The 14872-nt window shown below is 68.6% G+C and carries 13 protein-coding genes; 3 read left to right on the top strand and 10 right to left on the bottom strand.

Features of this window, described 5'->3' with window-relative positions:
* Nucleotides 1-108 precede the first annotated feature (108 nt).
* From G6O54_RS21600 to G6O54_RS21635, 8 genes are all read right to left on the bottom strand, one after another.
* Nucleotides 109-1476 (bottom strand): serine hydrolase domain-containing protein, encoded by a 1368-nt coding sequence (locus tag G6O54_RS21600; RefSeq protein WP_165227895.1) that lies wholly within the window; start codon nt 1474-1476, stop codon nt 109-111.
* Nucleotides 1477-1576: 100 nt separating this feature from the next.
* Nucleotides 1577-1972, bottom strand: a complete 396-nt coding sequence (locus tag G6O54_RS21605) for a DUF2147 domain-containing protein (protein ID WP_165227897.1) — start codon at nt 1970-1972, stop codon at nt 1577-1579.
* Between the two features lie 298 nt (nt 1973-2270).
* On the bottom strand, nt 2271-4208 hold the full coding sequence (locus G6O54_RS21610; protein ID WP_165227899.1) for a hybrid sensor histidine kinase/response regulator: 1938 nt from the start codon (nt 4206-4208) through the stop codon (nt 2271-2273).
* A 1-nt stretch (nt 4209) separates the two neighbouring features.
* Nucleotides 4210-6366: a response regulator gene (locus tag G6O54_RS21615; protein WP_165227901.1), complete on the bottom strand. Its 2157-nt coding sequence runs from the start codon at nt 6364-6366 to the stop codon at nt 4210-4212.
* Nucleotides 6363-7406 carry an ATP-binding SpoIIE family protein phosphatase gene (locus tag G6O54_RS21620; RefSeq protein WP_250847016.1) on the bottom strand — a complete coding sequence of 348 codons (1044 nt, stop codon included), beginning with the start codon at nt 7404-7406 and terminating at the stop codon, nt 6363-6365. Before G6O54_RS21620 ends, G6O54_RS21615 begins: the two co-directional genes overlap by 4 nt.
* The gene (locus tag G6O54_RS21625; protein WP_165227903.1) at nt 7403-7807 is read right to left on the bottom strand and encodes an anti-sigma regulatory factor; all 405 of its coding nucleotides are present in this window, start codon (nt 7805-7807) and stop codon (nt 7403-7405) included. The genes G6O54_RS21620 and G6O54_RS21625 overlap by 4 nt, the downstream gene beginning before the upstream one ends.
* Nucleotides 7788-8183, bottom strand: a complete 396-nt coding sequence (locus G6O54_RS21630) for an STAS domain-containing protein (RefSeq protein WP_165227905.1) — start codon at nt 8181-8183, stop codon at nt 7788-7790. The genes G6O54_RS21625 and G6O54_RS21630 overlap by 20 nt, the downstream gene beginning before the upstream one ends.
* Before the next feature lie 12 nt (nt 8184-8195).
* A complete protein-coding gene (locus G6O54_RS21635) occupies nt 8196-9062 on the bottom strand; it encodes an STAS domain-containing protein (protein WP_165227907.1) in 867 nt (288 codons plus the stop codon).
* Between the two features lie 635 nt (nt 9063-9697).
* On the opposite strand from G6O54_RS21635, the gene G6O54_RS21640 reads away from it, so the two are divergent.
* The 3 genes from G6O54_RS21640 to G6O54_RS21650 are packed head-to-tail and all read left to right on the top strand — an operon-like array spanning nt 9698 to nt 12462.
* A complete protein-coding gene (locus G6O54_RS21640; protein ID WP_165227910.1) occupies nt 9698-10864 on the top strand; it encodes a trans-sulfuration enzyme family protein in 1167 nt (388 codons plus the stop codon).
* A gap of 45 nt (nt 10865-10909) precedes the next feature.
* Nucleotides 10910-12010, top strand: coding sequence for a formylglycine-generating enzyme family protein (locus G6O54_RS21645; RefSeq protein WP_439650265.1), 1101 nt, complete (start codon nt 10910-10912; stop codon nt 12008-12010).
* Nucleotides 12007-12462: a hypothetical protein gene (locus G6O54_RS21650; RefSeq protein ID WP_165227914.1), complete on the top strand. Its 456-nt coding sequence runs from the start codon at nt 12007-12009 to the stop codon at nt 12460-12462. The genes G6O54_RS21645 and G6O54_RS21650 overlap by 4 nt, the downstream gene beginning before the upstream one ends.
* 308 nt (nt 12463-12770) lie before the next feature.
* Here G6O54_RS21650 and G6O54_RS21655 read toward each other — a convergent pair whose 3' ends face one another.
* Together G6O54_RS21655 and G6O54_RS21660 are read right to left on the bottom strand one after the other, a co-directional pair.
* Nucleotides 12771-13259: a hypothetical protein gene (locus G6O54_RS21655; protein WP_165227916.1), complete on the bottom strand. Its 489-nt coding sequence runs from the start codon at nt 13257-13259 to the stop codon at nt 12771-12773.
* A gap of 9 nt (nt 13260-13268) precedes the next feature.
* The gene (locus tag G6O54_RS21660) at nt 13269-14441 is read right to left on the bottom strand and encodes a DUF1559 family PulG-like putative transporter (protein WP_165227918.1); all 1173 of its coding nucleotides are present in this window, start codon (nt 14439-14441) and stop codon (nt 13269-13271) included.
* Nucleotides 14442-14872 lie beyond the last annotated feature (431 nt).

Here is a 14872-nt window from a genome sequence, read left to right on the forward strand (position 1 = left end):
GCGTCCCTTGCGTGCCGCGGCCTCGCCGACTGAACCCACGGCCTGCAGGGACGCGGACGCGGGGCCGATCACGGCGAGCCCTTGCGGTCGGTCGTCTACCTGCCGGGGTCAAGCTGCGGGCTCGGGATCGTCGTCCTGCGGCCGCCTCGGCTCGGCGAAGGCCCCGAGGATCGCCATGCCGATCGGGTCCACATCGTTGGCCGAGTTGGAAAGGACCACCACGCCGGCCCCAGTGCCGGGCATGAAGCCCACGAAGCTGCGGTAGCCACCGGTCCCGCCGTTGTGCCAGAGGGCCTTCGCCCCGGTTCCGAACGAGGCTTCCTGCCATCCCAGGCATGCCTTGTCCGTCGGGGGGAGGTAGCCGGAAAGAAGCCCGGCCGTCGAGAGGAACAGGAGCAGGGTCACGCCGGCCGGCAGCCACCCGAAGCTTGATCCCCACAGCAACCAGGTCCCGGCCCACACGGCGACGGCCGTCCACACCCCCGACCAGAAGCCCTTCCAGCCGAGTGCGACCAGGACCGGCAGGACCAACGCGGCCAGGAACGTCCAGCGGCCCGGCGGCACCGGGACCGCCCACTGGACCATCACGCCCGCCGCCGCCAACCCGATGGCCTGCACCAGCCCGACTCCGATCCGCCGCCACCAGGCCACCGGGTGGGGGGCATGGCAGGCGCGGAGGGCGGCCCCGATCGGGGTCTCGGGCAGGCCGAGGTTCGCCCGCAGGAAGCGGAGCATCTCGTCGGCCGTGGACCTCAGGGCCCCCGCCCCGGCGAGCGTGGGGAAGTCCCAGCGGGAAGTCGGTTCCCCGGTGGCGGCGTGGCCCGGGGCCAGCCGCGACGCCTGATCTTCCGAGAGGGCAATCCCGGTGTCGGTCAATCCCAGGGGGCGGAGGACTCGCGCGGCCAGCAGCTCGTCGTAGGGCATCCCGGCCCGCAGCGAGAGCACGTGGCCGAGGAGCCCGGCCCCCAGGTTCGAGTAGGCCACCCCGGTGCCGGGCGGGAACCCGACGCGGGCTTCGCTCAGGTACTCGTAGAGGTGGGACGCCTGGTAGTCGCGGTACGGATTCGCCTGATCCGTGACCGTGGGCCACAGATTCCCCGGCAGTCGCGGCAGGCCCGAGGTGTGCTCGGCCAGGTCGGCCAGCGTGATCGGCTCGCCGCGGCGGCCGGGCATCCGGACGCCCGGGGGCAGCAGCTCCGCCACCGGCTGGTCGATCTTGACCTCTCCCCGCCCCGCCATCTCGGCCAGGAGCGCGGCGGTGAACACCTTCGTGATCGAGCCGATCTCGAACACGGTGTGCCCGTCCGGCGTCCGGTCATCGTCGCGAGCGATCACCCCGTACCCGAGGACGAGTGATTCGTCCCCGGCGAGGAGGCCGACGACGAGCCCCACGTTCCGCGGCGAGCGGACGTAAGGACCGGCTAGGTCGTCGACCTTCCTCCTCAGCGCCGACTCCGCCAGGTCGAGGCTCCCCACGGCCATCTCCTTGCCCGACGCCCCGGCCGGTCGCGAAGCTCCGACCGTATTTCGTTTCGGTCGGCCGGGCGGGCGTCGGGCTCATCAGGACGGGCGACGATCACTCCACCTTCTTCTCGCGCTTGCCCTCGATCTCGAACTCCTGTTTCTGTCCCCCGAAATCCGCCTCGCCCTTCCCCTTGAACGTGTCCCCGTCGATCGTCAGGGTGTAGTCGATGGCGATCGTGTTGCCCGCGAACTTCCGCACGGCGGAGAACGTGAGCTTCCCGTCCTTGAGCTTCGGGTCCTTGAGTTTCTCGTCTTTCTGGTCCGCCCAGCTCATGGTCCCGACGAGCTTGTCCCCCTCCTTCTTGACCTCCAGGGTGGAGGTCCGCTTCTGCTCGCCGATCTCGTACTCGCACTTCCACTTCCCGACCGGATCTGCCGCCTTGTCATCCGCCGCGACCGCCAGGCCGCAGGCCCCGAGGAACAGGGCCGTGGAGAGAATCGCCTTCATGATCGCCTCCGAGATCGAGATGCAACGGAAGCAGCCCAACGTGGACCGCCAGCCGCGGCTGGCAGCGATTGTATCGATGCCGTGATCGGCGGTCACGTCGCCGGGCGCCTGCGCCCGCCTCGAATGCGACCGGCATCGAGGAAGTCGTTCCCCATGGGGACGGTGACGGGCCTGCACCCCGACATGCCGATCCTGGGGAGCGCCCATGGCTCGCGAGGGAGGTCACCGCGGTCGCGATGTCGAGCGTCCCGGCCGTTCGGGCTGCTCCGGGGAGCCGTGACGCGAGTTCATCGCGGCCTCACGCCCATTCCCGGGCGAGCTCCGGCCTTCCCTGTCCGCGAAGGAGTTCCGGATCGGCGAGCAACGCCTGCAGGCGATCGAGGTTGACCGGCTTCACCAGATGGACGTCGAATCCGGCGGTGTGGGAACGCGCGAGGTCCGCATCCTGGCCATAGCCGGTCAGGGCGATCAGGATGGGTACGGAGCCCGCAAGGCGGGCATGGATCTGGCGGGCAACCAGGTAACCGTCCATGCCGGGGAGCCCGATATCGAGCAGGATGACGTCGACCGCCCCGGGCAGGGCCGCCTCGATCGCCTCCGGGCCGTCATGTGCGACCCGAACCTCGTGTCCCCACAGCTCGATGACCTGGGCGAGGCTCCAGGCCGCGTCCTTGCCGTCGTCCACCACCAGGATGCGACGCCGTCGGGGCTGGGTCGGCGTCGAGGGGATGGCCTCCGCGTGCCGATTCGGGATCGACGCGTCGGGCAGCGCCGGGAGTCGGATGGTGAACTTGCTGCCCATGCCCAGCCCGGGACTGTCGGCCGTGATCCGCCCCCCGTGGAGCTGGACCAGGCTCCTCACGAGCGTCAGGCCGATGCCAAGGCCGCCCTGCGAGCGGTCCAGGGAGCGGTCTTCCTGGGCGAACAGGTCGAAGACCCGGGGCAGCATTTCGGCGCTCAGGCCGACGCCGTTGTCCTGCACGCGGATGACCGCCTCGTCGCCCTCGCGAACCGCCGCGAGGGTGATCTGGCCGCCCCGGTCCGTGTACTTAGCGGCGTTGTTGAGCAGGTTTGAAACGACCTGGGCCAGCCGAGTCGGATCCCCTTCCAGCCAGACGGGGGAGGCCGGGGGCGAGATGGAGAGCGCATGCCCGCCCGCCTCGATCAGGGGCCGGGAGGTCTCGACGGCCTGCTCCAGGATCGAGGTCAGCTCAACGGGGACCCTGCGGAGCTGGACGTTGCCCCTCGTGAAACGCGAGACGTCCAGGAGATCGTCCAGGAGGCGGGCCATGTGCTTGACCTGCCGCTCCGCGATGTCGATCGCTTCGCCCATCCCGGTCGTCTCGCTCCGCCTCATTCGGATGAGCGCGAGCACGCTGGCGATCGGGGCGAGGGGGTTCCGCAGCTCATGGGCGAGCATCGCCAGGAACTCGTCCTTGCGTTTGTCGGCCGCCGCCAGCTCGTCGGCGCGACGTCGCAGCTCCTCCTCGAGGTGCCTGCGGTCCGTGATGTCGGAGGCGATGCAGAGCCCCCCCTTGACCTGCCCTCCCGCGTCGCGGATCGGATCGACGGTCACGCGCAGCCAGCGGTCGCCGCACGTCAACTCGGCGTCCTCGCGCCGGCGGCTGGCGAGCATGCGATGGAACGGGGACGACTCGGGGTCCGGGGGGATGTTGAGGATGTCGTGGATGCCGCAGCTCTCGAGTTCGCTCCACGGCTTCCTGAGTATGCCCTCCATCGCGGAGTTGACCTGGACGATGCGCCCGCCGCGGTCGAGCAGGATGACGCCGTCGCTGATGGCGTCGAACGTGACCTGCCATCGCCGGGACGTGATCTCGGCCGCCTCCTCGGCCCTGCGGGCCCGGAGCAGGGCCCTCACCGTCGCGACCAGTTCGATCGGCTCGAGGACGTCGGTCAGGTAGCCGTCCGCCCCGCCCTCCAGCCCGTGGACCCGGTCCTCGATGTCCACGAACGTCGTGGAGATGTGGAGCACCGGGATGCCGGAGGTCGCCGGGTTCTCCTTGATCAGCCGACAAAGCTCGAACCCGCTCATGTCCGGGAGCTTGACGTCGAGGATGACGAGGCAGGGCTTCTCGGAGATCAGTTGCAATCCCTCGACGGCGGTCCCGGCCTCGAGGATCTCGAACCCGGCCTTGCGGAGGATCTTGGCGATGGCGTGACGCTTGGCCTCGTCGTCGTCCACGACCAGTACGGTGTCCTGCGCCTGGACGGCCATGTCACGACTCCGTGCCCGCGGGGGTCAGGCTCAATCCGGCCCGGATCAGGGCGTCGCGGATCGTGGCGAACGCCTCCTCCGCGGAGCCGGCGGACTTGGACAGGATGGCCGCCGTCCCCGCGGCCAGCCGCTGCCGATCGGCCTCGCCGAGGGTCGCCGAGCTCATGATGATGACGGGGATCTCCCGGGTCGCCGGCTCCGCCTTGAGCCGATTCAGGAGCTCGAATCCGGTCATGTCTCCCAGGATCAAGTCGAGGAATATCACGTCCGGGCCATCCTCGCAGGCCCGCCGAAGGCCCTCGGCACCGCTGGTCGCCTCGAGCACGTGGAAGCGTCCCTGGGCGGCCAGCAGGCCCCTCAGCACGCGACGATCCGCCTCCTCGTCGTCGACGATCAGGATCGTATCCAGCGGCCCATCCGCCTGCAAGGCGTTGAGCCGGTCCAGCACCCAGCCCCGCTCGATGGGCTTGAGGCAGAAGTCGGCCGCGCCGAGGGCCATCGCCCGCTCCTTGCCGTCGACCATCGTCAGGACGAAGATCGGGATGTCCTTCGTGGCCGCCTGCCCCTTCATCTCGGCAAGGAGGTTCCACCCGCTCTCGGCGTCCAGGAGGATGTCCAGCATCACCGCCCGGGGCCGGACCCGGCGCAGCACCTGCCGCGCCTCGGCGAGCGTCCGGGCGGGGAGGACCTGGAACCCGGACCCCTCGAGGAACTTCTCGTAGAGGAGGAGGGAAACCGGATCGTCCTCGACGACGAGCACCGGCGCGAGGCGGTGGTCCAGCAACCAGCGAGACTCGGGGGTCGTGGCCGTCTCGTTCGGCGGTTGATACGACCGGGGGATGACCGCCAGGAACGTCGAGCCGACGCCCAGGACGCTCTGGACCGACACCTGGCCGCCCAGGAGCTGGGCCAGCTTCCGGGAGAGGGGCAACCCCAGGCCGGTCCCCTTCACCCGCTTCTGGACCGGCCCATCGACCTGGCTGAATTCCTCGAAGACGCGAGCCTGGTCCTCACGGGCGATGCCGATGCCGGTGTCCTTCACCGAGAGGATCACGGTGTCCCCCGGCCCGGCCTCCGCGGCGAGCCGGATCTCGCCGCGATTTGTGAACTTGATGGCGTTGGAGAGGAAATTCCTGAGGATCTGGGCGACCTTGCCCTCATCGGTCCTGAGCGTGGGGATCCCGGCCGGCTCCTCGACGATCAGCGTCACGGCGTCGGGGTCGAGCAGCGGCTGCATCGTCCCGCGGATGGCGTCGAACAGGTCGGCGATCTCGAACGGCTCGGCGTGGATCACGGCCTTGCCGGCCTCCACCTTCGCCAGGTCCAGCAGGTCGTTGACCAGGGCTGAGAGCCCCTCGGCCGCCTTGCGGATGAAGCCGATCTCCTTCTGCTGCTCCGGCGTCAGCGCGCCGCTGCTGCCGTCGAGCAGGAACCCCGACATGCTGAGGATGGTATTGAGGGGCGAGCGGAACTCGTGGCTCATGTTCGCCAGGTAGCGGGACTTCAGGTCGGAGATCCGCTTCAGCTCCTTCGCGCTCTCGTCGAGCTCGGAGTAGAGGGCGACCACCCCGCGATTGGTCTCTTCCAGCTCGCGCGAATGCAGCTCCGAGACCTCGGCCTGGCGGTCCCGCAGCTCCTGCAGGATCCGGAGCAACTCCTGGTTCTGCGACTGGAGCTCCTCCAGCAGGCCCTGGGGCGCCTGCCTGGCGAGCTCGGCCGCGACCCGCGCGAGCTCCTGAGGTGTCAGTCGTGCCGACCGGCTGGGCAGGGCCTTGGCCATCGTGACCGTGGCGCCCGCTTCCGACGACTCGACCTCGAAACGGTCCATCAGCCGCCTCGCCCCGAGGATGCCCACGCCCGGCGCCGTCGGCGAACTGTATCGGTCCTGCAGGATCGTTTGAAGGCCCTTGATCCCGGGGCCACGCTCGCGGATGCGGACCAGGAGCCCCGGCGTGGCCCCCGTCTCGATGTGGAACTCGACCTTCCCGCCGCTCCCGTACTCGAGGGCGTTGCGGGCGACCTCCGACACCGCCGTGGCGATTCGCGTCTGGTCGAGCGAGGCGAAGCTCAAGAGGCCGGCGATCTGGCGGGCCCGCTGCCGCGCCAGGACGACGTCCGACTCCAGGCGGAGATCCAGGGTCAGCAGGGGAAGGCTCATCGGCGGCCGGCCTCCACCCCGCGGGCGACGACGATCGTGACGTCGTCGCGGCCGCGCTTGAAGTCTCGATAGAGGCTGCCGGCGGCAACCCCGGGGTGCTTCACCCTCAGCCCGGCCCGATGGTCGAGCTGCCAGTGAGTGACCAGGCCGTCGGAGTGCATGACCAGCAGCGAGCCGGGCGACCAGGCGTAGGAGAATTCCTGGACCTTGCGAATCGTGTGCCCGACCGTGCCATTATGCGACACCATGTGGGTCGTCCGGACCTCATGGTTGGCGTCGAGTACGGCCCCCGCGATGTTCCCCACCCCCGCATACCGGACCTCCCCCCGCTCGTGGTCGATCTGCGCCACCGCGAGGGCGGCCCCGCGCGTGCTCCGCAGGGCGGCGTGGGCCTCGCGGATGTAGTCGGCCGGGCCGACGGTGGCGGCCGCCAGGCCGAAGACCCGCACGGCCTCTCGGGCCGCATCCGCCGCCTGCGGGCCGTGCCCGAGACCGTCGACGACCATGACCAGCGACCGCCCTGCGACGTGCTCGATCGCCCAGGAATCGCCGCAGACCTCCTCCCCGGCCAGCGGGACGCTCACGGCGCCGTACTGGAGCGCGGGGGCCTCCCTTCGCCCGCCGTCGGTGTCCGCCCAGAGGCGAGCCAGCACCACCGATCCGATCCCGGGCCCGGAGTGGATGTCGAAGTCGGGCACGAGCCGTTGCATGGCCCCCAGTCCCGTCCCGGACGACCCCGCGGTGGAGTAGCCATCCCCCAGGCATCGGGCCACATCCGCCATGCCCGGCCCCCGGTCCAGGGCCAGGATCTCGACGCCGCCGACGGCCCCATCCTCCAGGCCCTGGAGGAGGATCTCGCCCCCTCCCGCGTGCTTGTGGAGGTTCGTCGCCGCCTCCGTCGCCACGAGCGCGACCCGGCCCCGCCCCGTCTCGTCGAAGCCGAGCCGCCCGGCCAACGAGGTCGCCGTCCGCCGGGACTCGCCCACCATCGACGGCTCGTTGATGGACAGGATGATGGGCGGGCCCGCGGGCTTGATCACTTCCACCTCGTAATGGTGACCTTCGTCCCCTCGCCGACCCTCGACTCGATCTCGAACTCGTTGACCAGGCGCCTGGAACCGCTCAGCCCCATCCCCATCCCCTTGCCGGTCGTGTAGCCGTCGGTCAGCGCCTTCTCGAGATCAGGGATGCCTGGCCCCCGGTCCTCGAAGGTCAGCCTCAGCCCCTTGCGCGGGTCCTCCCGGAGCGCCTGCAGGCGGACGATCCCGCCGCCGCCGTAGTCCAGCGTGTTGCGTGCCAGCTCGCTCGCGGCCGTGATCATCTTGGTCTGGTCCACCAGGCTGAAGCCCAGCTCGATCGCCCATTTCCGCACGGCCTGCCGGACCAGGACCACGTGGTCGGAGGTCCGGATTTCCATGTTTTCATCCTTCGTCACGACCATCGTCGGCCTCCCCCGACCGCCGTCGCGTCGCGGAGCGAAGCAGGGCCATCCCCTTCTCGACGTCCAGCGCCGTCCGGACGCCGGGCAGCGACAGGCCCAGCTCGACGAGCGTGATCGCCACCGCCGGCCGCATGCCGACGACGACGGTCTCCGCGTCGAGCACGCGGGACATGCCGGCGATGTTGCCGATCATCCTGCCGATGAAGGAGTCGACCATGTCGAGCGACGAGATGTCGATGAGGACGCCCGTGGCACCGCTCCTGGAGATCATCAGGGTCAGGTCGTCCTGGAGGGTCGTCACGAGGCGATCGTGCATGTCCACCTGGATGGTCACGAGGAGGAAATCGCCCATCTTGAGGATCGGGATGCGTTCCACGAGGCGGCCTCCTCAGGACTCGACCCGGATGCGTCGGACCGTACGGCCGGTCCTTTCCAGGGCGACGGCGAAGGCGTCGGCCATCGTCGCCTTGGTGGCGATGTCGCCGAGGTCGACCCCCAGGTGGACGATCGTCTGGGCGATCTGCGGCCGGATGCCGCTGATGATGCACTCCGCCCCCATGAGTCGTGCGGCGGTGACCGTCTTCAGCAGGTGCTGGGCCGTGAGCGTGTCGACCGTCGGCACGCCCGTGATGTCGATGATGGCGATGCCCGAGCCCGTCTCGACGATCCGCTGCAGGAGCGTCTCCATGACGACCTGGGTCCGCCCGCTGTCGAGCGTGCCGATCATCGGGAGCGCCAGGATCCCCTCCCAGAGCTTCACGACCGGCGTGGAGAGCTCGAGCATCTCCTGCTGCTGCCGGAGGATGATCTCCTCTCGCGCCCTCTGGTGGACCTCCGTGGTGTAGAGGCCGAGCTTGTCGAGCAGCTCGGTGGCCGACCAGGTCAGGTCCGCCAGCGTGTCGCCATCCTCGGCGAACTCGCGGCGGAGCCGGGAGAAGATCGGCTTCTTGAGGGAGAACACGAAGTTCGCGGTCTCCGCGGGGGAGAACCCTTGCAGGCCGCGCGACCTCGAGAGATTGGCGAGCATCTCCCTGACGCCCTGCCAGCGAGCCGCCTGGATGTCTTCGGGGCGGCCTTCCTGGACGGCGACCTGGAGCAGGTTGAGGAATTCCCGGCTCTGCTCCCGGAGCTCCGACTCCTTGATCGCCCCGGTCCGCGAGGGTGCAGTCGCCGTCTGCTCCTTGATCCAGTCGCCCAGGATGTCCGCCTCGTGCTTCTTGAGGATCTTGGGCAGGTCCTTTCCACCGCTACTCATCTCGGGCTGGCTCCTGACGGAAGTGGTGAGGCGATGAAGCCAACGACCCCCCTCGTCCGGTCGACCTGCGTGGAGGAGTTCGACGGGGGGACGCTCGCTCGCGATCGACGTGAGGCCAATCTCAACGTGGCGAAGGGGCAAGGCAACATGGCCAGGTGGTTTTCGGCGCCCTCGGCCAGGGGATGGACAATCGCCTCGAATGATGCGCGGGACCCACAGGCCCTTCTCGGGCCCGAAGTGCGACATCATACCCGCCGCCTGGATAGAATTCCAGTGAGGCGGGAGGACGCGAGGCCCGACCTTCCCCGGGTTTATTCGGGGAGAGTATGACGGGCGCGAACCATCCCTCGAGCAGCATGGCACCGCGTCGACCCATCGCCGAAAGGACCGTGGTTTCGGCGGTGCGGGGGACGAAGCGGACGGAAGTCGAAGGCGAATCGACGGGGGCACTCGTGCGGCCCGGCCCGGTGGCGCGTCGGTTGCGGTGCCGGCTGGAGCAGGTCCCCTCCGGCGAACGGACGATCGTCGAGCTCATCGAGCGACGGGCGCGAGGCCCCGGGGTCTCGCCCGCCGTGCTCCCGCGGGGCGAGCGTCGAACACTGTCGCGGCCAGAGGCCGTCGGGTAAGCTCTGTTCATGGCGGACGAAACCAAGATGAAACCGGCGACCGTCGCGGCCCAGGCCCTGGGCTGGATCGACGAGGAGACGCGAGCGGTGGTGCCGCCGCTGCACCCTTCGTCGACCTTCGTGCGCGATGCGGATAACGGATACAGCTCCGGGCGCAGCTACTCGCGCGCCGACAATCCGACCTACGACCAGGCGGAGGCCGTGCTGGCGGCCCTCGAGAACGGCGCGGGCGCCGCCCTGTTTTCATCGGGCATGGCGGCGGCCACGGCCGTCTTCCTGTCGCTGAAGCCCGGCGATCACGTCGTGATCTCGCGCGTCATGTACTGGTCGCTGCGCTCCTGGTTGCTCGGCTTCGCCACCGACTGGGGCCTGAAGGTGGCGGTCGCGGACACGACCGACCTCGCGGCCTTGGAGGCCGCGATGCGGCCCGGCGAGACGAAGCTCGTCTGGATCGAGACGCCGGGCAATCCCACGCTCGCGGTGACCGACATCGCCGCGGCCGCCGAGATCGCGCACGCCGCCGGCGCTCGCCTGGCGGTGGATTCGACGGTCGCGACCCCGGTGTTCACCCGCCCGCTCGACCTCGGCGCCGATATCGTGATGCATTCGGCGACCAAGTCGCTCAACGGCCATTCCGACGCCATCGCCGGCGCGCTGGTGACCCGGGCGACCGATGCGCAATGGGAGAAGATCAAGCTGATCCGCATCCAGTCGGGCGCGGTGCTCGGCACCTTCGAGGCGTGGCTCCTGCTGCGCGGCATGCGCACGCTCTATCCCCGCGTGCGGACCGCGGCGGCGAACGCGATGGCCGTGGCGGAGCATTTTCGCGGGCATCCGCTGGTCGAGGAGACGCTCTATCCCGGCCTCGCCGACTTCCCCGGCCACGCGGTCGCGGCGAGGCAGATGCAGGGGGGCTTCGGCAGCCTGATGTCGATCCGCGTGAAGGGCGGCGAGTCGGCCGCCATCGCCGCGGCCGCGAGCGTCAAGATCTGGAAACGTGCCACGTCGCTGGGCGGCGTCGAGAGCCTCATCGAGCATCGCGCGTCGGTCGAAGGTGCCCAATCCCCCGCACCGCCGGACCTCCTGCGGATGTCCGTCGGCATCGAGGACGCGAGCGACCTGATCGACGATTTCGAGCAGGCGCTGGCGGCGGCCCAACGTGGATTTCAGCCCTGAACTCTCCCCTTTCCGGAAGCCGGGATCTTCTGGAGCGGAATGCACGTGATCCCCTCCTCCCGCAGGATTGGTCTGGTCGCGCTCTGGGCCCTCGTCGCGGGCATGAGCATGAGCCAGGCGGCGCGGTCGGCACCGCCCGGGCAGCACCAGGACCCGGCCGGATCGATGAAGCCATACATCGAGACCCTCCCCGGGACCGCGGTGGCGTTCGAGATGCTCCCGATCCCCGGCGGCACGTTCCTCATGGGCAGCGCGATGACCGAGGTGGGGCGACGCGAGGATGAAGGGCCGCGGCACGCGGTCCGGATCGCGCCGTTCTGGATGGGCAGGTGCGAGGTGACCTGGGAGGAATACGACCAGTTCGCCCGCAAGCTCGACCTGAAGAGGAAAGCCCGCGAGAAGGTCGACCTCGCCGCCCAGCCCGAGGCCGAGAAGCAGGCCGACGCCGTCACTCGGCCGACCGGGCCGTACCTCGACGAGACGTTCGGCTTCGGCCATGATGGCCAGCCGGCGATCGGCATCACTCACCACGCCGCGATGGAATACTGCCGTTGGCTCTCGGCCCGGACCGGCAAGGTCTACCGGCTCCCCACCGAGGCCGAGTGGGAATACGCCTGCCGCGCCGGCACGACGACCGCCTATTCCTGGGGCGACGACCCGGCGAGGATCGGCGAGTTCGCCTGGGACGTCAAGAACGCCGAGAAGCCGCAGAAGGTCGGCATGAAGAAGCCCAATCCCTGGGGCCTGCATGACATGCACGGCAACGTGGCCGAATGGTGCCTGGACCACTACCGGGCCGATGCCTACAGGCGGATCGCCATCGATGCCAACAGGCGGCTCCCCGGCGGGAAGGCGCCGGCGTCCGGTCCGGTGATCATGCCCGATGCCGAGGAATACCCGTACGTGGTCCGCGGTGGGTCGTGGGACGACGACGCCGACCGGCTCCGCAGCGGCTCGCGACGCGGATCCAACCCCGATTGGTGCATCCAGGATCCCGACCGGCCCCAGAGCATCTGGTGGCATACCGATGCGACGTTCGTCGGATTCCGGATCGTCCGCCCCGTGGTCGAGCAGGAGGACCTGAAGGGCCTGAAGTCACCGGTCGTGAAGGGGAAACGGAGCCATTCAGAGGAGCAACGGCGATGAATCGAAGGCAGTCCCTGAAGGTCTTCGGTGCGGGCGTGACGGCGAAGCTCTCGGCCGGCCGGCCCGTCGGGCCCGATCAGGAGGACGCGCTGAGGATTCGGATCGTCCCGACGAGCCACCGCGAGAAGGGGGGACGAGCCATCGAGCTGTCCGGCCCCTCGCGGCACTTCCACGTGGTGATCACGAACGTCTCGCCTCGGTCGGTCCGGCTCTGGAAGGAGTGGTGCAGTTGGGGCTACTTCAACCTCTCGTTCCGGGTGACGGACGAGGCGGGCGCCTCGGTGCAGGCGCGGAAGAAGGACCGTGGCTGGGACAGGAACTTCCCCGACTTCGACATCATCCCGCCCGGCAGCCACCACGTCCGGGAAGTGACGTTCGACCCAACGACCTGGGAGGGCTCACCCCTCCCGGCGGAGAATCGACACAAGGTCGTGAGGATGATGGCGGTCTAGGCCATCGGACGGGATGAGGCGACGGACGAGCACGGAGTCTGGACGGGGCAGGTTTCCTCGCCGGAGGCATCATACGAGCTGTGGCGATAGGAATCGGCCCTGGCGGGACCGTTGGGGCCGCCTCGATCGGCTGGGCTCCAGAGCCGGGAGGGCTTGGCGGTTGGCATCGGATGGACGCGGCGGCACACCACCGAAGGCGAGCCGGCGAGGGAGACCGGCCTCGCTCCACGACCGGGGGGATCCCGTGGTGTTGGTGTTCCACGATGGCCCCCCGGGACGCGACGGCATGACGTGCCAGCGGTCCAGGATCACTCCGGATTGGCCATGCGGCCCACGAGATCCGTGAGCGCCTTGCGATCGGCCTCGCCCAGGGACGCGTTCTTGGCGATCGTCTCGGTCATCTTCTTGCAGGCGTCCGCTCGGGAAACGCCCTGGATCTGCGAGAGCTTGCCGTTGACATCCTGGAGGACGTCGTCGATCGTCCTCGGTCCCGTCTGCTTCTTCTTGGCCCCGGCGCCCTTCTTCTCAACCTTGGCGGTGCGAGCCACGTCCTCGGCGAGCTTCTTGCTGAACTTGAGATTCTTGCTCGCGACCCGCGCGTCGGGGTTCAGCTCTTGGTAGCGGAAGGCGAGCTCCGCGGCGAGCGACTCGGGCGTGTAGAGGGCCGCCTTGTCGAACTCCGGAGAGCCACCGCCGCAACCGGGCATCACCACGGAAAGGGCAAGGAAGAAGAACGTCGTGCAAGCTGCCCCGACGATGGGGATGGTCAGCCGGGCCGCGAGCCTTGGGTTTGACACGTTTCTGCCTCAGTAGCTGTCCGCCGAGATAACCTCGCCGCCGTTGCGAGTGCCCAGGGCCCACCACGTGGGGAGATTGACCGAGTTCTTGAGGAAGTGGACCGAGCCGTCCATGAAGGCCACGTTGACGCCGCCGGGATGGTTGCTGGTCGGGCACATGCCACTGTCCCCCTCCTGGCAGCGAAACGTGTCCGTGTGGTACGTGCTGATCGGAGGCGTGTTCGGGGGGAAGAGGTGGGCGTAGACGTGCCGCTCCCAGGCATCGGTATAGGCCCAGCTCAGCCCCTTGAAGTAGCTCCAGGGTGCATACGCGATGGGATTGGCCAGGCCGTCCTTCACGACCAGCCAGGCGTCCACGCTGGGATGATCGCGAGCGTCGATCAGGCCGGAGCTCGTGTAGTACAGGTTGCGGCGCGGGTCGGGGCTGTTGCCGGAGCCGTCATTCACCAGCGATTCGCTCACCGCGGCCGTGTTCGAGGTGCCGTCGGTGATGCTCGCCAGGCTGACGGTCACGTTCACCCCGGTGTCGGTGTTCACGCCCGAGCCCGTCGTGTGGCAGAAGCTCTGGCCCGCGTACATCTTCGCCGTCGACAGGATTCCCTTGAGCTGCGGCAGCGAGCCGGAGTTGGTCTCGCCCCCGAGCGTGATGTTCCGCGGCCGCCCGGTATTCGCGACGTAGTTGAAGTTCCCGGGCTGGTAATTGAGGTACTGCGCGTATCCCGAGCAGGTGTTGACCACGCCGTCCGACGGGCAGAGGAGCGTCCCGATGCTCGCCTTGTTGACCGTGTATTCCATCGGGTTGGGGCCGAAGATGACGCCGGAATAGACCCATTCCTGGGTGTAGACCATGTTCATCGAATTGTACATGGTCGTCTGCTCCAGGTATGGAGCGATGCCGCAGAACCAGGAGTGACATCCGGCGTTGCCGTTGGCCCCGCCGTTCTCCCGGGCGTACCGATATTCGTGCAGCGGCGTGACGGAATTCACGTCGACGTAGCTTGCGATCGCCAGCCCGATCTGCTTCAGGTTGTTCGTGCACTGGGCGCGCCGGGCCGCTTCCCGCGCGGACTGGACCGCCGGCAAGAGCAACGCGATCAGGACCGCAATGATGGCGATGACCACCAGCAGCTCGATGAGCGTGAACGCACGCAACCTTCGCAAGAAGGACCCTGTTTGGCTCATGGCACGGCTCCTCATCCCAACAGGCCCATCCGCGGGATGACGTCGAAGTAGGGATCAAGACGCAGACGAAACGCCGCGTACCTGCGAAATCTCTGCGTGAAGATCCGAGGCCGACAGGTATCAAGTCGCCGGCGGACCTCGGAATCACGCGATACCATGGTGACAACCCTTCGCCTTCGAGGCAAGTGGATCCGGCGAGGACTTCGCATCTTACGCCAAATCATCACAAAATTAGTGGTCATTAGATCAGTTGTAATAGGTCCGCGCGAGGCCAGACGACGCATGTCCGGCGAGGCTAGTGCTTCGTCAACACTCAGGATTCGGGTAGCAGGACAGAGAGGAATGTCTGTCCCCCGGGTTTGATGCCAGGTGTGTCGGGGATTTCGGAGGACAGGCATTCCTGCCTGTCCTGCTGCCAACCCGAAAATCAA

Source organism: Aquisphaera insulae, assembly GCF_011064615.1.
GTDB lineage: Bacteria > Planctomycetota > Planctomycetia > Isosphaerales > Isosphaeraceae > Aquisphaera > Aquisphaera insulae.